At 62.6% G+C, this 18,877-nt stretch carries 18 protein-coding genes and 1 pseudogene; 3 read left to right on the plus strand and 16 right to left on the minus strand.

Going from position 1 to position 18,877, the window contains the following annotated elements; all coding sequences use genetic code 11:
* Window positions 1-36 precede the first annotated feature (36 nt).
* From AC070A_RS14045 to AC070A_RS14080, 8 genes are all read right to left on the minus strand, one after another.
* Window positions 37-624, minus strand: a complete 588-nt coding sequence (locus tag AC070A_RS14045) for a DJ-1/PfpI family protein (protein ID WP_113736824.1) — start codon at window positions 622-624, stop codon at window positions 37-39.
* A 10-nt stretch (window positions 625-634) separates the two neighbouring features.
* Window positions 635-1,138 (minus strand): GNAT family N-acetyltransferase, encoded by a 504-nt coding sequence (locus tag AC070A_RS14050; RefSeq protein ID WP_113132810.1) that lies wholly within the window; start codon window positions 1,136-1,138, stop codon window positions 635-637.
* Between the two features lie 215 nt (window positions 1,139-1,353).
* Window positions 1,354-1,767 carry a MerR family transcriptional regulator gene (locus tag AC070A_RS14055; protein WP_058325551.1) on the minus strand — a complete coding sequence of 138 codons (414 nt, stop codon included), beginning with the start codon at window positions 1,765-1,767 and terminating at the stop codon, window positions 1,354-1,356.
* A 137-nt stretch (window positions 1,768-1,904) separates the two neighbouring features.
* On the minus strand, window positions 1,905-2,786 hold the full coding sequence (locus AC070A_RS14060; RefSeq protein ID WP_113132808.1) for an alpha/beta fold hydrolase: 882 nt from the start codon (window positions 2,784-2,786) through the stop codon (window positions 1,905-1,907).
* 227 nt (window positions 2,787-3,013) lie between these two features.
* Complete coding sequence (locus AC070A_RS14065) at window positions 3,014-3,481, minus strand: hypothetical protein (RefSeq protein WP_113736825.1); 468 nt, start codon at window positions 3,479-3,481, stop codon at window positions 3,014-3,016.
* Between the two features lie 104 nt (window positions 3,482-3,585).
* The gene (locus AC070A_RS14070; protein WP_255570928.1) at window positions 3,586-5,919 is read right to left on the minus strand and encodes a glucose/quinate/shikimate family membrane-bound PQQ-dependent dehydrogenase; all 2,334 of its coding nucleotides are present in this window, start codon (window positions 5,917-5,919) and stop codon (window positions 3,586-3,588) included.
* A 403-nt stretch (window positions 5,920-6,322) separates the two neighbouring features.
* Window positions 6,323-7,828 carry a protein adenylyltransferase SelO gene (locus tag AC070A_RS14075; protein ID WP_113736826.1) on the minus strand — a complete coding sequence of 502 codons (1,506 nt, stop codon included), beginning with the start codon at window positions 7,826-7,828 and terminating at the stop codon, window positions 6,323-6,325.
* Between the two features lie 253 nt (window positions 7,829-8,081).
* Window positions 8,082-9,038 (minus strand): homocysteine S-methyltransferase family protein, encoded by a 957-nt coding sequence (locus AC070A_RS14080; protein WP_162770915.1) that lies wholly within the window; start codon window positions 9,036-9,038, stop codon window positions 8,082-8,084.
* A gap of 239 nt (window positions 9,039-9,277) precedes the next feature.
* Here AC070A_RS14080 and AC070A_RS14085 point away from each other — a divergent pair, with 239 nt between their 5' ends.
* Window positions 9,278-9,895 (plus strand): TetR/AcrR family transcriptional regulator, encoded by a 618-nt coding sequence (locus AC070A_RS14085; RefSeq protein WP_057250469.1) that lies wholly within the window; start codon window positions 9,278-9,280, stop codon window positions 9,893-9,895.
* Here AC070A_RS14085 and AC070A_RS14090 read toward each other — a convergent pair.
* The 5 genes from AC070A_RS14090 to gstA all read right to left on the minus strand — a co-directional run bounded on the left by AC070A_RS14090 (window position 9,892) and on the right by gstA (window position 14,021).
* Window positions 9,892-10,410 (minus strand): DUF1697 domain-containing protein, encoded by a 519-nt coding sequence (locus AC070A_RS14090; protein WP_057250467.1) that lies wholly within the window; start codon window positions 10,408-10,410, stop codon window positions 9,892-9,894. The two genes, AC070A_RS14085 and AC070A_RS14090, sit on opposite strands and share 4 nt — an antisense overlap.
* Before the next feature lie 125 nt (window positions 10,411-10,535).
* A complete protein-coding gene (locus AC070A_RS14095; RefSeq protein ID WP_058320321.1) occupies window positions 10,536-12,644 on the minus strand; it encodes a S9 family peptidase in 2,109 nt (702 codons plus the stop codon).
* A gap of 147 nt (window positions 12,645-12,791) precedes the next feature.
* Window positions 12,792-13,004: a tautomerase family protein gene (locus AC070A_RS14100; RefSeq protein ID WP_058320320.1), complete on the minus strand. Its 213-nt coding sequence runs from the start codon at window positions 13,002-13,004 to the stop codon at window positions 12,792-12,794.
* Window positions 13,005-13,014: 10 nt separating this feature from the next.
* Window positions 13,015-13,410, minus strand: a complete 396-nt coding sequence (locus AC070A_RS14105) for a nuclear transport factor 2 family protein (RefSeq protein ID WP_058320319.1) — start codon at window positions 13,408-13,410, stop codon at window positions 13,015-13,017.
* Window positions 13,407-14,021: a glutathione transferase GstA gene (gstA, locus tag AC070A_RS14110; protein ID WP_113736828.1), complete on the minus strand. Its 615-nt coding sequence runs from the start codon at window positions 14,019-14,021 to the stop codon at window positions 13,407-13,409. Before gstA ends, AC070A_RS14105 begins: the two co-directional genes overlap by 4 nt.
* 136 nt (window positions 14,022-14,157) lie before the next feature.
* Between gstA and AC070A_RS14115 the strand changes: the two genes are divergently transcribed.
* Complete coding sequence (locus AC070A_RS14115; RefSeq protein WP_113736829.1) at window positions 14,158-14,562, plus strand: winged helix-turn-helix transcriptional regulator; 405 nt, start codon at window positions 14,158-14,160, stop codon at window positions 14,560-14,562.
* Between the two features lie 25 nt (window positions 14,563-14,587).
* On the opposite strand, the gene AC070A_RS14120 is transcribed toward AC070A_RS14115, so the two are convergent.
* Window positions 14,588-15,508, minus strand: coding sequence for a LysR family transcriptional regulator (locus tag AC070A_RS14120; RefSeq protein ID WP_057250456.1), 921 nt, complete (start codon window positions 15,506-15,508; stop codon window positions 14,588-14,590).
* Window positions 15,509-15,657: 149 nt separating this feature from the next.
* Between AC070A_RS14120 and AC070A_RS14125 the strand changes: the two genes are divergently transcribed.
* Window positions 15,658-15,930, plus strand: a complete 273-nt coding sequence (locus tag AC070A_RS14125) for a DUF2798 domain-containing protein (protein ID WP_057250454.1) — start codon at window positions 15,658-15,660, stop codon at window positions 15,928-15,930.
* Between the two features lie 146 nt (window positions 15,931-16,076).
* Here the strand turns inward: AC070A_RS14125 and AC070A_RS14130 are convergent, their stop codons facing one another.
* A complete protein-coding gene (locus AC070A_RS14130; protein ID WP_162770916.1) occupies window positions 16,077-18,236 on the minus strand; it encodes an inverse autotransporter beta domain-containing protein in 2,160 nt (719 codons plus the stop codon).
* A 220-nt stretch (window positions 18,237-18,456) separates the two neighbouring features.
* A pseudogene (locus AC070A_RS14135) lies at window positions 18,457-18,861 on the minus strand (NmrA family NAD(P)-binding protein); the annotation flags it as partial.
* Window positions 18,862-18,877 lie beyond the last annotated feature (16 nt).

An 18,877-nucleotide genomic window follows, 5' to 3' on the forward strand; every position in this document is an offset into this window, starting at 1 on the left:
GCGTTCATAAGAACGCACAGCGCTCTAGCGCAAGTCTCAGCCGACGCTGCCGCTTTCATTCGTCCGATGCTCGTGTCCGTAGAGCGCGAGAAAGCCGTCGAGTTCCGTCGAGCCAAGGCCAAGTCCGTGCAGGATCTCGCCGGCAAAACTGATCGGCGCGGTTCCGGCGGCAGTGACGACGTGGCCGCTGCGCAGTGCCTGCGACTGATCGCGATAGTGCGGCCCACCGCGATAGCCGGGCAGCGCTGCAAGGCTTTCGGCGCTATTGCCCGTGTGGTCGATGCCGTTGAGAAGACCGCTTGTGGCGAGCGCATTGACACCACCGCAAATGGCCGCGACCACGCGCCTGTCGCGATCGAAAGCGCGGATCGTTGCTGAGAGATCAGGAGCCTCGTGCGTGTCCCAGATCGATCCGCCGCAGATTACCAAGCCGTCGAAGCCTGCAGGATCGAGCGCGTCGACCGACAGATGCGCCGAGACGTCGAGCCCGCCCATCGACGTCACGCGTGCGCCGTCGGCGGTGGCGACCTCGACGTCGATACCGAGATGGGTGCGCGCCGCCGCCATCAACAGCGCACATTCCCAATCGGCGAAGCCTTCACAGAGCACGATTACAAGACGCATCGGTCCGTCCTCATCCAAGCTTTTGCATATAGCGCATGCCGGTCACCGGACGAGGCACGAAGCGTTCGGATTCGTAGAAATGATGCGCCTGGAAATTGCCTGTGGCGGCGCTGACCGAAAGGAAGTCGCAGCCGGCCATCTTCGCCTGCTCGCGCGCCTTGGCAACGAGGTGACGGCCGATGCCGGTGCCGCGGCTTTCAGGGCGAACGAAGAGGTGATGCAGTTCCATGCCGCGTGCACCTTCGGCTGCCCGGTAGATCGGCACCAGGATCGCGTAGCCGATCAGCCGATTGCCGGCCTCGGCAACGAGTGCCGTGATCCAGGGCGTGCGGCCGAAGAGATCGCGTTCAAGCTGTTCGGGCGTGATCGGCGCCGCGTCGCCGTGATGGGCGGAAAGTTCCGCGATCATGTCGCGCAGTTCCGGCAGGTCGCGCTGCTTGGCGCAGCGGATGGTGATCATCGGCGGTCGCGTTGCCGGTGTCGAATGTAGGGTAGGGATGGCGGTCTGTAGCATGTCTGGGCTCCTCGGGTTTTCTCGCCATCAGGAGCCGGAAAAACAAAAGCCGCCTGATGGCGGCCTTGTTGAATATGATCAGCAGGCCGCTCCTATCGGAACAGCCAAAAATACGCGCGGCAAATGGGTGCGTTCTTGATCATGGGCGCTAGATTGTCCGTTTTCGCGATATTGTCAACGGGGATTTTGGGCGCGATCGAATATCGTCCGCAATCTCAGTGCTCGCTCTCGCACATCGAGTGGTGGGCCAATGCCCGGATCACGTAGCAGTCGCCCACGGTGTGATTGCCGTCGCAGGCGACGATCCGTTCAAGCTCGTGTTCCAGTTTTTTTAGTTGGGCGATTTTCTCGCGCACGGTTGCCAGGTGCTCGGTTGCAATCCGGTCGGCCTCGCCGCACGGCCGCTCCGGATGCTGGCTGAGGGCGAGGAGATCCCGGATCGAATCGATCGACAGGCCGAGATCGCGCGCGTGGCGGATGAAGGCAAGCCGCTCGAGTTCGCTTCTCTCGTAGCGCCGCTGGTTGCCTTCGGAACGCTCAGGTGCCGCGATCAGCCCCATCTGCTCGTAATAGCGGATCGTAGGAATTTTGACGCCGGTGCGCCGTGAGAGATCGCCGATGGAATACATGCTCGCCTCAAACCTATAGCTTCTGGAGCAATAGATAATGACACGCTGCCTTGTGTCAATGGCAGTGGGAGGGAAGGGGCCGGCTGGGCCCTTCCCGAATGCCGAGACTGTGGCCCCGGCAGCAATGCTGGCCCGGCTCAGCCGCAGTCAGGTTTGTTACCGAGGAACGAGAGCAAGACCTCATCGAAGAGATCGCTTTCCTCCAGTTGCGGTGTGTGGCCGCTCTTCTCGAAGGTTTGCACCGTCAGGTCCGCGAAGTCCTCCCGGTACTCGTCCCAGGTGGAGGCCGGCACGACGAGATAATCCGATCGGCCAAGTGCAAGCAGCACAGGTGCCGTCAGCGCGTTCAACCCCTTGCGGATATCGATGTCGCGAAAGACCTCTCCCCAGAGATGATCGAAGACCGCGTTGTTGACGGTGACATCTAGCCAAAGCGACGCCGCGTCGAAGTCCGGCTGATGCCAGCTCTTCGCGCCAAGCCGGATCAGCAGCGATTTGAACCGCTCCTCCGGCCGCGCGGCGATGTCGGCACCAAGCTTGGCCATTTCCCGTTCGAAGATCGCCTTACGCTCGGGCGAGACGGTCTCCTCCCAGATCCGGTCGGCGAGCGCCATGTGGCGGGCCGAATGGCTCGGGCCGGTCCCGACCATAACCACATGGCTGATGCGCTCCGGGTGCCGTTTGGCATATTCGAGCGCCATGTAGCCGTGGCCGGAATGACCGAGGATGGCAAACCGCTCGAGACCGAGATGCGCGCGCAGCCGGTCGAGGTCGTCGAGCACCGTCTCGAAGCCGATGTCGCCGGCGGTATATTTCGTCCATGCGGGCGCGAAGCCGCGATGGTCGATGAAGACCAGCCGCAGCTTTTCGCGAAGCGCCCTTGAGAAGGTGCGCGGATAATAGATGGCACTGCCGACGACGAGCAGCGGCGTGCCGCTACCCTCGATCGCATAGCCAAGGTCGAAGGGGCCGGCGCGAAGGCTGCCGGTTTCGGAAATGATTCCGTCTTTGGTTGTCATGTAGATGATCCCAGCGATGGCCGGTGAACGGTCATGTCAATGTTAGGCGTTCATGCGGCCGGAAAAATGCCATGCCAAAAGCCGCCGAAGGGCGGCCCGGCTCGGTGAATTTTCTGGCGATGAACGTCGCTAGCGGATCAGGCGCACGGATCTTGGTCCTCTCTTGAGGAGGGCTGGATATCATCCATTGCCGGAACGAGACAAGTCCGTCCGGCAGTGCCGCCTTTTTAGAGGGCGTCACTTGCGCTATCGGCAATGTCGGTGGCCGCGTTATCGCGTTGCTTTTCGACACTCATCGCACGTTCGATCGCCTGGCGGATTTCGTCTTCGACGGCCTTGCGCTGCTCGGAATCCATCGCCTTGAGGTCTTCTTCGCCAAGACCAAGCGATTCCAGTATCTGCGCACGGATCTGTTCCGCCAGGCTCATCTTCGCGCGCTTCAGGAAATCGTCGCTGACCGAGTTGCCTGATGGAGCCGCCCCTTCCTTGTCCGTGATTGAGGCCGTGCCGGCTTCGTCGCGGGTTGCGGTTGCCCACAAGGCGTTGGAGAGCGCGTTCGACGTCGACGGCGGCGCGATCGTCGGGGCTTGGCGCGGGCGCGCGTCGGTGCCGGTCTCTTCGATCGGCGAAACCGTACCCATCTGCTGGCGGCGCTGGGAGAAGTAGTAGTTCGAGATGCTGTTGTCGATCTTCATGGGAATCCCCCGGAATCTGTCGTCCGGGGGAAGCTGCTTTTGCCGGCTTGCGCGGAGCTTGCCGCTGCAACCTTCTAGCGAGAGTTAGGGATGATTCTCGCGCCTCAAGGCAGGGTGTAGGCGATGATGTAATCGCCTGGCCTGGTGCCGACCGAACCGTGACCGCCGGCGACGATCAGCACATATTGCTTGTCGCCGACCGCATAGCTCATCGGTGTCGACTGGCCGCCGGCGGGCAGGCGTGCTTCCCAGAGCTGACGGCCGGTCGTCAGGTCATAGGCGCGCAGATAGTCGTCGACCGCGGCGCCGAGGAAGGCGAGGCCGCCCTTGGTGATCATCGGTCCGCCGATGCCTGGTACACCCACCTTGAACGGCAACGGCAGCGGCGTCATGTCCTCGACGGTGCCATTCTTGTGCTTGTAGGCGATCTTGCCGGTTCGAAGATCCGCGCCGGCGACATAACCCCATGGCGGCGCCTGGCAGGGAATGCCAAGCGGCCCGAGGAAGGGGCCCATAAAGACGCCATAGGGCGCGCCGTCGTTGCGGTTGAGGCCCTGTTCCGATCCCTTCTCGTCCTGTCCCTTTGGCGGAACCTGATCGCGAGGCACGAGACGCGAGGTGAATGCAAGGTAGGTCGGCATGCCGAACATCACCTGCCGTTCCGGATCGATGGCGACGGAGCCCCAATTGAAGGTGCCGAAGTTGCCGGGATAGACGAGCGTCCCTTCGATCGACGGCGGCGTGTAGCGCCCCTCGTATTTCAGCGACCGGAACGCGATGCGGCAGGCAAGCTGGTCGAAGAGCGTGACGCCCCACATGTCCTTCTCCTGCAGCGGCGCAGGCATGAAGGTGAGGCCGGAGACCGGCTGCGTCGGCGCGGTGAAATCCTCAGGGATCGCTCCGCCCGGGGCCTGAACCTCCTCAACGGGGATGATCGGTTCGCCGCTCCTGCGGTCGAGCACGTAGATATCGCCCTGCTTCGTCGGCCCGACCAGCGCCGGCACCACGGTGCCGTCTTCCTTGGTGATGTCGAGCAGGGCCGGCTGCGCCGGCACGTCCATGTCCCAGAGATCGTGATGTACGGTCTGCCGGACCCAGCGCACGGCGCCTGAGTTGATGTCGAGTGCAACGATTGAGGACGAATATTTCTCGACGTGCTCGCTGCGGCCCATGCCCAGTTGGTCCGGCACCTGGTTGCCCATGGGGATGTAGACCAGGCCGAGGCCCTCGTCATAGCTGAACACCGACCAGCTGTTTGGCGAGTTGGTCGTGTAGGTTTGGCCCTCGGGAAGGGGCGTCGTCACATCCGGATTGCCGCTATCCCAGTTCCAGATCAGTGCGCCGGTGTTGGTATCGAAGGCGCGGATGACGCCGGATTGTTCCTGGGTCGAGTAGTTGTCGTTGACGGCGCCGCCGATTATGAGCTTGCCGGCAACGGCCACCGGCGGTGACGTCGAATAATAGTAGCCGGCCGGATTGTACTTCATGCCCGTTTCGAGATGCAGCACGCCGTTATCGGCAAAGCTGGTGCAGACGGAGCCGGTCGCGGCGTCGAGCGCGATCAGGCGCGCATCGGAGGTCGGCAGGTAGACCCGCTCGGCGCAGGGGCTGCCCGGCGCGGCAACCGGGTCGGCCCAATAGGTGACGCCGCGGCAGGTCTGATGCTGGCGGTCGGGGTTCATGCCCGAGTTGGAATCATACTTCCATTTCTCCTCGCCGGTCGCCGCGTCGAGCGCGATCGCCCAGTTGTGCGGCGTGCAGGCATAGAGCGTGTCTTTGATCTTGAGCGGCGTGACCTGATAGGTCGTCTCCCCAACGTCGTCGGGCCGTTTGACGTCGCCGGTCTGGTACTGCCAGGCAACCCTCAGATTGCCGACATTGTCCGGCGTGATCTGGTTGAGCGGCGAATACCTTTGACCGAACGGCGTGCGCCCGTATTGATGCCATTCGCCCGGAGGCACCGAGCCTCCCAGCGGCGGGTTGGCGGCAACGATATCGCTTGGCAGATCGCCGCGGATATCGTGCGGATCCAGCATCAGGGCATAGCCCGCCACGCCGATCGAGATGAGTACGGCGATCGCCAGCGGCCAGGCGCTCACCGCATAGCGCTCGCCCGTAGGGCTCTGGAAGCCGAGTGGCTGACGGACGGCCGGCAGCAGCAGCCAGAGCCCCAGAAGCACGATGACGCCGCCGCGCGGGCCAAGCTGCCACCAGTCGAAGCCGACCTCCGAGATCGCCCAGCCGAGCGAGCCGACGATAATGAACGCATAGAGCCAGATCGCCGCCGATTTCCGCATGAACAGGAGCACGGCCGTCAGCAGGAAGCCGATACCGACGACGAGGTAGTAGGGGCTGCCGCCGAGTATCAGCAGCTTGGCCCCGCCGCCACCGAGCACGAGGCCGATGAGAGCGAAGACGATGGCCGTCAGGATGAGCATGATGGAAACTCCCGCATTGAAGAACGGTGCGGCGGCACGGTTTTTTCCATAACGCCGGTCCCCGTTCGGGGCCGCGTGAGACAGGTCGGTTTCGGAGTTGGCGGTCGCAAGCAACTTCGCGGCAGCCTGGCGTGGAATGGCGCGTTTGGCACCCTTACCGGTAGCACCTAACGCGCCGCACCTGCCTTTCAATAGCCACAATTCCGCAGCGCGGAAATTTAGAGGCATGCGATGGGGTTGTGCTCAAGGCGCCGAGGTAGCTGAAGGCAAGGCGGACATGCGCTTCGGCTCGGCCCGCTGCCAGAGAAAGCGGCGCTGCCTTCGCAGCGCGCAAAAACAAGAAGATAGAGCGTTTCGGTGAATCAATACCGGAGGAACTGTGCGGGCTTGCTTCAGGCGGAGGTCACGTGCCGCAGAAGGTTCGCTGCACTTCCTCTTCGGGCTTTGGCGGCTCCTGGTAGGCGGCAAATTGCGGTTGATCCTCGGAGGGCTTCGCGGTGACGTCGATCAGCGCTTCGAACAGCGAAAAGTCGGCGTCGTCGGTTGCCGCCGCGATCGCCTGTTCGATGCGGTGATTGCGGGGGATGTAGGCGGGGTTCACGGCCTTCATCGCCGCCGAGCGCGCTTCGGGCGTTGCCGTTTCGCGGGAAAGCCGTTGGCGCCAGTCCTGAAGCCATGGCTGGATTGCCTCGGCCGAGGCAAAGGTAGCGCTGACCATCGCATCGCCTGCCGGATCGCGGGCACTGTCGCACAGCCGCCGGAAGGTGAGAGTGAAATCGGCCTCGCCCTTGTACATGGCGGTCAGCAGTGATTGCACGAGATCGAGATCGCTCTCTTCGCTCGTGGCCAGTCCGATCTTGGCCCGCATGCCGTCCAGCCAATGGCGCTGGAAGATTGCGCCGTATTCGCCGAGCGCATCGTTGGCCAGTTCGACCGCCGTGTCCGCATTATCGTCGAAGAGCGGCACCAGGGTCTCTGCGAGGCGGGCGAGGTTCCACTGGCCGATGCCGGGTTGGCTCGCATAGGCATAACGGCCGATCTGGTCGATCGAGGAGAACACCTTCCTGGGGTCGTAGGCGTCCATGAAGGCGCAGGGGCCGAAGTCGATCGTCTCGCCGGATATCGTCATGTTGTCGGTGTTCATTACGCCATGGATGAAACCGACATGCAGCCAGCGGGCGATCAGCTCCGCCTGGCGCGCGGTCACCGCCTTGAAGAAGGCGAGATACGGCCGGTCCTTGTCCTTGATGTCGGGATAGTGCCGGTCGATCGCGTAGTCGGCGAGGATTTTCACCGAAGCCATGTCGCCGCGCGCGGCGAAGAACTGGAAGGTGCCGACGCGCATGTGGCTGGCGGCAACGCGCGTGACGATGGCGCCGGGCAGGATCTGTTCGCGATAGACCGGCTGGCCGGTGACCACGGCCGCCAGCGCCCGTGTCGTCGGGATACCCAGCGCAAACATCGCCTCGCTGACGATATACTCGCGCAGCACCGGCCCGAGCGCCGCGCGCCCGTCGCCACGGCGTGAAAACGGCGTCTGGCCCGGTCCCTTCAACTGAATGTCGCGCCGCGTTCCGTTGCGATCGATCACTTCGCCGAGCAGGATCGCCCGGCCGTCGCCAAGCTGTGGCACGAAGGTGCCGAACTGGTGGCCGGCATAGGCCATGGCGAGAGGTTCGGCGCCAACAGGCACACGGTTGCCGGAGAAGATCAGCGCACCTTCGCGCTCGAGCGCGGCGACGTCGAGCCCGAGCTCCTCGGCCAGGGACTTGTTGAGCTTGATCAGCCAGGGTTCGGCGACAGGGGTCGGCTCGACGCGGGCGAAGAACTGCTGCGGCAGCCGCGCATAGCTGTTGTCGAAGACAAAGGCTTCAGCATTTCCGGTCGGTGAGGGGGGAGCGTAGTTCATGATCAAGCGGTCAACGGCGTCTGCCGGGATAACCCGGGGCCGTCCTTTCCGCCCAAGTCTACACGAGATCACGATGATTGTGGGTCGGCGCGGCCAAAAATCATCGTGATCGATTCTTGGAAGTGAGCGGGATGCGGGCGGAAAGCCGCGCACGCATTCCTCATCCCTAACACTATGGCTTTGCGGGAGCCCAAAAACGCGGCGCCCTCCCGCGATTACTCGCGAGAGGGCCGGGAGGGCGAGGCCCCGTGCCTCAGGCGCTCAGCGCCGTCGGTGGAAGGCAGGCCTCGCAGATTGCCGCGATATGGCGATGATCGGTGCCGCAGCAGCCACCGAGGATGCGCAATCGTGGCAAATGCGCTGTCAGTGTTCTGTACCGCTGCCCGAGGTCGGCGGGATCGCCGGCATCGAGCGTTTCGCTATTGTCGAGTTCAGCATGGCTCATCATCGAGGCGTTGGCCCGGATGCCGGCAATGCGTTGCGTCCAGGTGCCTTCGGCGTCGAGGATTGTTTCGAAGTGGCTCGGATGGGCGCAGTTAATCATGTAGTAGTGCGGATAGCCGCCGGTCGCAGCGTCGACGGTCTCGATTGCTGTCTGAAGCGTGCGGCCGTCCGGTAGCCGACCATTTGTCTCCACCGTGAAGGAAATGGCGCAGGGCATGCCGTGGCTCTGGGCCGCACGGGCAATGCCGGTCGCTTCGTCGATGCTAGTCAGCGTATAGGCGCTCACCATGTCCGCATCGCTGACGGCAAAGGCCGAGATTTGCGGCGAATGGTAGTCTTCGGCCTCGTCAGGGCTCATACGGCCCAGGCGGTAGCCGTCGCCACGCGGCCCGATCGCCCCGCTGAGCACGATCGGTGCCTGCGGGCGCTCATATTCGCCGCGCAGTTCCGCAAGCATGTAGACGGCATTCTGGTTTGTGACGGCCAGTGCCTCGTCATTGTAGCCAAGCTTTACGCCCCAGTCCGAGCTTGCCCGCCATGTGGGCGTATCGAGCACGAAGCCGGTGCCATGTTGCTGAGCGATCGCGAGGTAGCGCGCGTAGTAGCTCAGCAACCGACGCCGCCCATCGGCGGTCGAAAGCAACACGAAGGCTGCGAAGTGTGGAAGCGTGACGCCTTCGTGGAAAATCAGCGTCGTCTCCATGCCGCCGTCGCTCAGGAACAGCCCACCCTTCAAGAGTGGCAGGCTCCGTCGGTATTTGGCCATGTCGGTCTCCACCGGTTCAGTCTTGCTGATGGGGCTCGGGGACGCCTCCAATCCCGCAGAACCACGTAAATTACTGCCTTTTTATCGTCTTCTAAACTAGACGACTTAAGGTATACTATTGCTAATATATCCGCATATTGTAGCGAAATCAGTCACTTACTGCGTTGGTTCCGTCACGGCGTCGTCGGCTGATGGCCCCTTCGTTGTCGGAAACCGCACCAATGGTAGGGCAGCCGCTAATGCGAAAGGGTGAGGAAACGCGAGCGAGAATCCTCGACACCGCGGAGGCGGCGGTGCTGGCGAAGGGTTTCGGCGCGACCTCGATCGACGAACTGATCGCCGAGATCGGCATTACCAAGAGCGGGTTCTTCTACCATTTCCGTGACAAGAACGAACTCGCCCGGGCGCTGCTCGAACGCTACATCGAGAACGACGAGCGCATCTACGATGAGATCTTCGGTCGAGCCCATCAGTTGGCCGACGACCCGCTGCAGGCGTTCCTGCTCGGTTTGAAACTGCTGTCCGAAACTCTGTCCGACCTGCCGAACGGCCACCCCGGATGTCTGGTTGCGGTGATGTGTACCCAGGAGCGCGCCTTCGATCGCGAGATTCAGGAAATCAACCGGCAGGCGGCGTTGGCGTGGCGTCGACGCTTCGGCGCGATGTTCGCGGAGATCATGCGCGTCTATCGGCCCCGCGAACCGCTGGATGTCGATCAATTGGCCGACATGGTTTCGACCGTGCTCGAAGGCGGCATCATCCTGTCGAAAGCGCTGAAGCAGCCCGAAAGCCTGCCGCAGCAGTTGCTCGTACTCCGATCCCTGGTCCGGCTGCTGTTCCAGCCGGCCGCCGCCTAACCTTCCATCTCAAGCGCCAAAGCGGCGAGCTTGCGCACCGTATTGAGGTTGCGCGCGGTGCCGGCCTTTGCCGCCGGCAGCTTGAGCTTCGAACGTCCCGAGCCATTGGGGAAATGAATGTAGATTTCGTGTCCAGCCAACCGCACTTCCTCATCATCCGGGGCGACAAGCTTGTCGAGCGCGTCCGCGGGTGCGGGCTCCGAGAGGAACACGATGTGCAGCAGGTTGGGTTTGGCGTCCGGGAAAGGGGCGCGATCGGCGATCGCCTGCAATTGTGCGCCGGTCCGGACCATCACGCCCGGCGCCTTCCCGAACTTTTCGAGAAGGGCGCCGTCCAGCATTGCTGCTGCTTTGGCTGCCGGCAGATCCGAGCGGAACAGGACGTTGCCGCTCTGGATGTAGGTCTTGACGTCGGCAAAGCCGAGCCCCTCGCAGATTGCCTTCAGGTCTGCCATGGCGAGCGAAGTCGTGCCGCCGACATTGACGGCACGGAGCAGGGCGACATGGACGGGCATGGCAGTGCCTCCTAGATCACGATGATTTTGGGTCGGATCGACCCCAAATCCATCGTGATCGATTCCATAAGCTAGAGCGGGATGCGGGCGGAAAACCGCATACACTTTTCCTCATCCCGCACTGGTTACATCCTGCCGGCGACCTTGATCGCAAAGGCATACTCGAAGGCGATCTCTTCGAGCCGCTGGAAGCGCCCGGACGCGCCGCCATGGCCGGCATCCATGTTGGTCTTCATCAGGATCGGTTCGCTGCCGGTGGTCTTCTCGCGCAGCCGCGCGACCCACTTTGCCGGCTCCCAATAGGTGACGCGCGGATCGGTGAGGCCACCGAGCGCGAGGATCGCCGGGTAGGACTTTGCGCCGACATTGTCGTAGGGCGAGTAGCCGGCGATGATGTCGTAGAATTCGCGGCTTTCGATCGGGTTGCCCCATTCCGGCCATTCCGGCGGGGTCAGCGGCAGCGTGTCGTCGAGCATGGTGTTGAGCACGTCGACGAAGGGCACGGCGGCGATGATCCCGGTGAACTTCTCCGGAGCCATGTTGGCGATAGCGCCCATCAGCATGCCGCCGGCCGAGCCGCCCTCGGCAACGATCTTTGCGTAGGATGTGAACTTCTGCTGATTCAGATAGTCAGCGGCGGCGATGAAATCCTTGAAGGTATTGGTCTTCTTGGCCATCTTGCCGTCTTCGTACCAGGCAAAGCCGCGATCCTTGCCGCCGCGAATGTGGGCAATGGCGTAGACGAAGCCGCGATCGGCGAGCGACAGGCAATTGGTGTTGAAGCCGGCCGGAATGGTGATGCCGTAGGCGCCATAGCCATAGAGCAGGCAGGGGGCGGAGCCGTCGAGCGGCGTGTCCTTGCGATAGAGCAGCGTCACCGGCACTTCAGTGCCGTCCCAGGAGGGGGCGAAGACGCGCCGGGTGACATAGTCGTCCGGGTTGTGGCCGGAAGGCACCTCCTGGGTCTTCAGCAGCGTGCGTTGACGCGTCGCCATGTCGTAGTCGAAGAGCTGCGACGGCGTCGTCATCGAAGAGTAGGAGAAGCGGATGACGTCGGTATCGTATTCGGCGGCACCCGATAGGCCGAGCGAATAGGCCTCTTCGGCAAAGGCGATCGCATGTTCCTCTCCGGTCTTTCGGTCGCGGATGACGATTTCCGGCAGACCTTCGCGCCGCTGCAGCCAGACGAGATGACGGGCATAGGCCATGTGGCTGAGGATCAGCGTGCCGGGCTTGTGCGGCACCACCTCGCGCCAGCTTTCTTTGCCCGGTGCATTTACCGGCGCTTCCAAGATCTTGAAGTCCTTGGCGCCGTCGGCGTTGGTGAGGATGTAGAAGACGTCGCCGCCCTCGGTCATCGAGTATTCGAGCCCTGTGACGCGCTCGGCGACGAGCTTCGGTTCTGCCGTCAGGTCGCTGGTCGAAAGCAGCCGATATTCGCTCGTCTCGTGGTCATGGATGTCGATGTAGATGAAGTCGTCGAGCAGCGAGCCGCCGACCGACATGAAGAACCCCGGATCCGCTTCCTCATAGACCAGCCGGTCGTCCGCCTGGTTGGTGCCGAGCACGTGATGGAAAATCTTCGAAGGCCGGTGGTTGTCGTCGAGCACGGTATAGAAGAAGCTTTTGCCGTCCGGCGCCCAGGCGCCGCCACCGCCGGTGTTCTCGATGATATCGGTCAGGTCCTCGCCGGTGGCGAGATCGCGAACCCTCAGCGTGAAATATTCCGAGCCCTTGTCGTCATAGCCCCAGATTCCAAGGCTGTGGTCGGTCGAGTGGTCGAGACCCGCGAGGCGGAAATAGGCCTTGCCCTCGGCCTCCTTGTCGCCGTCGAGCAGCAGTTGGCGGATCGCCTCGTCCTTGTGGTCGCCGTTGCGCGGAATGCGGAAGTAACGCGGCTGCTCGCCGCCGGTGACATAGGCGTGGCCATAGGCAAACGGGCCGTCCTTGACCGGTATCGAGCTGTCGTCTTCCTTGATCCGGCCGCGCATCTCGGCAAACAACGCCTTTTGCAGCGCCTTCGTGTCGTCCATGGCCGCGTTCATATAGGCGTTTTCCGCTTCCAGGTGCTTGCGGATTTCCGGATCGAGGATCGAGGGATCGCGGAACATCGCCTGCCAATTGTCGGCGCGCAGCCAGGCATAGTCATCGGTACGGGTGATGCCGTGGCGCGTGTCGCTCACCGGCTTTTTTGCGGCGACGGGAGCTTTGGGGAGGTTGCTGAATACGGACAAGATGCGTCTCCGGGATCAATGCGGCGGGAGACAATGAGATAGAGAGCCTGCTGATGGGGATCAAGCGCAAAGGCTGGCAGCGGCCGAGCGTTCGCCGTTCTCTGGAGGCGGCCTTCCCCCTTGAGATGGGGGAAGGCCCTGCCATTCTTACGTTTTCGTCTTCGCCTGCCGCCGGTATTCCTCAACCGGCAGTCCGCCGACACCCCAGTCTTCGAGCGCTACCTCGTCTATGACGACGAAGGTGGTGGCGGGATCCTTGTTGAGTACGGTCTGAAGCAGATCGGACACGCCCTTGATCAGGGCGGCCTTCTGCTCGGCGGTCGCGCCCTCGCGGGTAATCTTGATGTTCACGTAAGGCATATGCCCCTCCTTACTTCGCGGGTTTGATGTCGTAGTGGAAGACCTTGGCGATGATCTGCCAGCGTCCTTCGACGAAGACAAGAGACAGAAGATCGGTGAAGGCCTTTTCGCCGATAGCGCATTGAACCTTCGCAAGTGCCGCCACCGGTCCCGCAAATTCGATGGAAAGGATCCGGTCTGCACGCACCTCACCACGACTGGCGGGCGAGGGGCGCTTGTCGACAACAGGAAAATATCGCTCCATGTCGAGCTCGAACAGGGAACCATCCGTCGCCGTGGCGTAGAGCGCTTTCGGATGGAAGACCTGCCTGAGGAGGCCGGTGTCGCTCCGGTAGAGCCCATCGAAGTAGCCTTGCAGCACCTCGATGACGGCGCCGAAGCGCGGATCGTTCGATGAGCCGCTCATGCCGCGATCAGCCCTTCGGCTTTCATTGCCGCCTGCACGGAGGGGCGCTGGCCGACCCGCTGCATATAGGCTGTCAGGTGGGGCCAAGGGCCAAGCGAAATACCCGTGACGCTCGTCCAATTGACGACGGTGAAGAGATAGGCGTCGGCTACGGAAAAAGCGTCTCCGAGCACATGGGCGCGACGATCGGATAGCAGTGTCTCGACGTTGCCGAGGCGTTTGCCGACCTGCGCTGCGGCGGCTTCCTTTGCGTCGGCGCTCGCCGTCTTGCTGAACAGTGGCGAGAACGCCTTGTGCAATTCGGAAGCGATGAAGTTCAGTTGCTCCTGCAGGCGAGTGCGCTCCAGCGTGCCGTTGGCGGGCGCCAGTCCGGCCTCAGGAAAACGGTCGGCAATATACTGCACGACGGCCGCACCCTCAGTGACGACGTCGCCGGTTTCCAGCACCAGCGCCGGCACATAGCCTTTGGGATTGATCGCCTTGAAATCGGCACCGCCTTCGGTGAGGTGCGTCGCGGTGTCGACCTTGACGATCTCAAAATCGACGCCGGCTTCGCGCAGGCTGATATGGGGGGAAAGCGAGCAGGCGCCGGGGGCATAATAAAGCTTCATGGCCAAATTCCTTTTGCAATGGTGGTCTCTGTCGAAGACGGGCGGAACCTAACCTCAGGCGATAACTTTTGTATATGAGATAACTTTATGTTACCGACGTTTCCGGTTTCCCCGCGGTAACTGGAGAATTTTGCCCATGAGCTTGAAAATTCGAAAGAATAGGGCCGCCGCCTTGCCGCCGACCTGCCCGGTCGGCGAGTGCATGGTCATGCTCGGCGGCGCCTGGGCGCCCAACATCATCTGGTATCTGAGCGGCGGTCCGCGTCGCTTCAGTGAGCTCAAGATTGATATCCCCGGGATATCGGCGAAGGTGCTGAGCACACGACTGAAGGAGATGGAGGAGAAAGGCGCGATCGAACGGCGGATCGTGCCAACGTCACCGCCTTCGGTCGAATACAGGCTCAGCGACCTCGGTGAGGAATTCGTGCCGGCGATCCATGCGATCGTCGAAGTCGGCAATAAACTCAAGCTTCGCCGCGAGGCAAAGCTCGCGGAGGAAGCCGACCGGCAGAATGTCCCGCAGGCGGTGCCCGCCTTATAGCGTGGCTACCGGGCGATTGTGACGGCTACCACCGGCCCTTGAGCGACTGCACCGCATGGTCGATGAACGCCCGAACCTTCGGTGTTTCCGCCTGGCGATCGGCAAAGCAGGCATAGAAGTCGAAGGGCTCGTGGTCGGTGTTGGCAACGCCTTCGCGAGGTGCGCCGCCAAACAGCGGCACGACCAGGCCGCGCTCCATCAGCGGCGCTGCGATAAAGGCTCCGAGGCGGGTGATGCCGGCGCCGGCGATCGCCATTTCGGCAAGCGTGTCGATGTCGTTGCTGACGATCGTCGCTTTCAGTTCCGGCTCGAAGCGCAAGCCGTCGCGGGTGAATGCCCAGCGAAAGATGCGGCCGTGCCCGGCATAGCGATAGACGAGGCAATCGTGGTGGATGAGGTCTTCCGGCCGTTGCGGTCGGCCGCGCCGCTCCAGATAGGATGGCGCGGCGCAGATGATCATCGGCACGGAAGCAAGCTTGCGGGCGATCAAGCCCTGTTCCAGTTGCAGACCGAAGCGCACGCTGATGTCGATCCCTTCGCCGATATGGTCGATCTCCCGATCGGTGACGACGAGTTCGATCGAGACATCGGGATATTTGGCAGCGAAGGACGGCACCAGGGGTGCCACGACATGGCGGCCGAAGGCGACAGATGAAGCGATCTTGAGCGGTCCGCGCGGTTCGGCGTTGAGCGCCGAGACGGCAGCGGCTGCAAGCTCCAGTTCATGAACGACACCGCGTACCCGCTCGTAATAGATCCTGCCGCTCTCGGTGAGCCCGAGCTGGCGGGTTGTCCGGCTGAGCAGCCGACTGCCGAGCGTACGTTCAAGCCGCGCAATGTTCTGGCTTGCCGATGCGGGGGTGATCCCCAGCTTTCGCGCGGCCGCGGCGATGCTGCCCTCTTCGACGCTTCTGACGAAACTCTCCACCCCGCGCAGCGTGTCCATAATCCCATCCATCGAATATTGGTATCTATTCGATGGTTTTGCCTATTTCTGAAGGAGGCTGCAATGGCCTACATCGCCGCAGCGCGATCCGTATAAGTTCGGTCCGAAGCGAGGGGGTGGTCCCCTCGGTCATCTCAGGAGAGCTTCTGATGGAAGACACCCTATCGGCTCCGCGGATCGCGCGTCGCCGCAAGTTGCCGCCCCGAGCGGCGCCCATCGCCTTTGCCTTCTTCATGTCGGCGATCATGGCGTTTCTGATGTGCTGCGTCATCGTCGGCGCCAACACAGGCATCGATGCCGGTTATCCGGCCCGCGTGCTCAGCTCCTACGGACTGGCAATGCCCGTCGCCTTCATCTGCGTGCTTCTCGTGCGACCGCTCGTTGCCAGGCTCGTCGGCGCAGTCTGCCGCCTGCCGGTCTGACAGGGCACCGTCCCGGAAACCGGGAGGGGCGGTCCCCCGCATCGCCGGTGACCACCCGGTCACCTTCGAGTGCCGTCAACCAGAATAGGTCAACCCGATCGGAACAAAGAGAAGCCACGCCCAGCTGTCCGGGCGTGGCTTGCGCGTTATCGGCAACGGGCCGCGGCGTTGCCCTGGTCGAGTTTGGTAGCGTTGACTGTCAGCACCGAGCCGGGCGACTGGGTGATCGTTCCCGCCGACCAGCCGTTGTCGAGCAGGCAATCCTTCGGCGTGTTGGTGACGCTGACATTGCCCGTAATGTCCTCGGTCGGACCGGAGAAGTAGAGGCCCGCCTTGCCGGCCTTGTCGACCGTCATGTTCTTCAGCACGATGTCGCGCACCGGTCCTCCCAGGAACTCGTATTCGTTGCCGTAGATGTAGGCGCCATAGGTGCCGGCATTGGTAACGGCGACGTCCTGAAGCGAGATGCCCGAGACCGGATTGAAGAAGATGCCGGCATTGCGCGTGCCGTCGACCGTCAGGCCCTTTACGTTGACGTCGGTGGTCGTCGCATCGAGGTTCGGGCTGGAAACGAGCATCAGGCCGTTGATGCCGCCCATGAGCCGCATGTCGTTGATGGCGACATTCGAAGTGCCTTGGAGCACCACGAGATCCATGTCGCGATCCTGCTTGGAATTGTCGACCGAGACACGATCGAGTTTGACATCCTTGCCTGCGACGAGCAGCACACCTTCGCGGCGGGAGTTGCTGATCGTCACGTTGTCGATCGTGACGTTTTCCGTGCCGGTGACCAGCTCATAGTCTGTCCGGCCGACCTTCCTGAATTCGCCGCCGGCAAAGACGCCGTAGGTCACCTTGTCGATCGAGGTGTCGCGTACTGTCACGTGGCGGCTGCCGACGGAGCTGACGGCGGCAAAGGGCGCCTTGTTCGGATTGTAGATCGAGAATTCGCAGGTCGTGTTGTTTTCGCAGATGAAGAGATCGTGGATGCGGCTGTCCTGAACCAGCGCGCCATTGACCCGCGTAAAGCGAATGCCGTCGTGATTGGTGGCGGAAATATCGACGTTGTCGATCGTCACGTTCGCTGCATCGGTCGCCGAGATGCCGGCGAGACCGCCGCGGACCGCAAGCGACGAGACCGTGCTGCCGCTTGCCATCGCGATCACGTCCTGGGCCGGATTGTAGCCGGTGATCGTCGTGGCCGCGCCGTCATTGACGAAGGTGGCCGTCGCGCCGCTTCTTGTGCCGCGCACGGCAAGCGCACCGCCGCCGCCGAGAAGTGTCTGGCCGTTGCCGAGTGCGAGCGCTTGGTCGACGCCGAGATTGCCGTCGGTGAGGATCAGCGCGTTGGCGCCCGCAGCTCCGATCAGGGCGTTGATATCAGAGGCACTGCCCGAAGCCGAGGAAACTGTGACGACCCGTCCGGCGTTGCGGCCGCTGTTGGCGAGCTGGGCCGCTTCGATGTCGCCGGTGGCGCCTGCGTGGGTGTGGATCCTGGTCGACCTTTCGACACGTTGCGTCATCGGGTCGAAGGCGTTGCCGGTCGAACCGGTCGCTCCGAACGGAATGCGCAGCCGGGCCATGACGGCGCCCTTGAGCTTGTCCTCGTTGTCATAGGTGCCGGTGACGCCGAGCGAAACCGTCGAGCCGTCGGAGAGGCCGGGCAGGTCGGCGAAGGTCAGCTCCGCACGCAGCTTGGCGCCGAACATGTCGTCGAGGTTGCGGCCGCCATACCAGTAGCTGCCGCCGAAGACCTTGAGCTGCACCTTGGAGTCTTCCTCGAACACCGGCAGCCGGCCGCCGATTTCGGCATCGATGCCGCGCCGCGCCCGTTCCTTGCCTTCCTGGAAGACGAGCACGTGGTCGCGCACGTAGGCCGTATTGAACGCGCTGAGTGATTTGGCACCCGTCAGCGGCAGGTAGAAGTTGCCGCGCATTTCGAGGTCGCCGCTCAACGCCTCAAGGCCGAAGGACAGCTGGCTGAAGGAGTTGCCGTAGCTGCTCTTCAGATAGTCGTAATAGCCATAGGCGCCGATCACCCATTGATCGCTGGCGCGGAAGCGATAGCCCGCACCGATCGAGCCCTGACGGACGGAGTCATTTTCAATCGCGCCGCGTGTATCGATGAAAATCGCATTGCCCGAATCGAGCACGAAGGGCAGGAAAAAGCCGCCACTGGCACCCGAACCACCGCTGAAGAAGCCGCCTTCGATCTCCGCCTGGGGGCGGAAGTCAACGGCCAGGGCAGGGCTTGAAAGCAGGGTGCTGCTTGCCAGGGCAGCTATAAAAATATTCTTATTTTTCATATCATTAACTCCGCATGTATGTGGCCTTGGGCGAGGCCACTTGGACATGCGGTTAAGATATGTGAGTAAAATACTCAAGTTTATTGATCGACGACGCAGCGGCTATCCAGCGACGTGTTGACGCAGGACCTCAAAAAGCTTCATCCGCAACTTTAGGAATATATAGTTCGCTGTCGGCATGCCGCCCGCCAGTCGGCGGGCGGGAGCGATCAGATAGTGGTTAGCCTTTGAGCGCCGCGATGTTGTCCTTGGCGTAAGTCTCCACGCTGCGCGGCTCATGGCCCGTCATCGTCTTCACGTCGCCGGTCGGTTTGGCGACCCAGCCCTCGCGCACCGGATAGAAGATGGAGGCAAGGAAGCGGGCATAGTCCGCCGGCACGCCGGCCCCTGTCAGAATGCCAACGAAGGTATCGTCGTCGACCGGTGCATAGGCGATCGGTTTGCCGGTGACGCGCGACAGGATCGCGGCGGCTTCGTCGTAGCTCAGCGCTTCCGGGCCGGTGAGATTGTAGGCGCGACCGTTGAAGGCGTCGCTCGTGAGGGCGGCTGCCGCACATTCGGCGATGTCGCGCGTATCGATGAAGCTCGTCTTGCCCTCGGCTGCCGGCACGGCGATCGCGCCATGTGGAGGCAGGTTTTGG

The sequence above is a fragment of the Ensifer sp. GW101-20A05 genome, assembly GCF_059424735.1.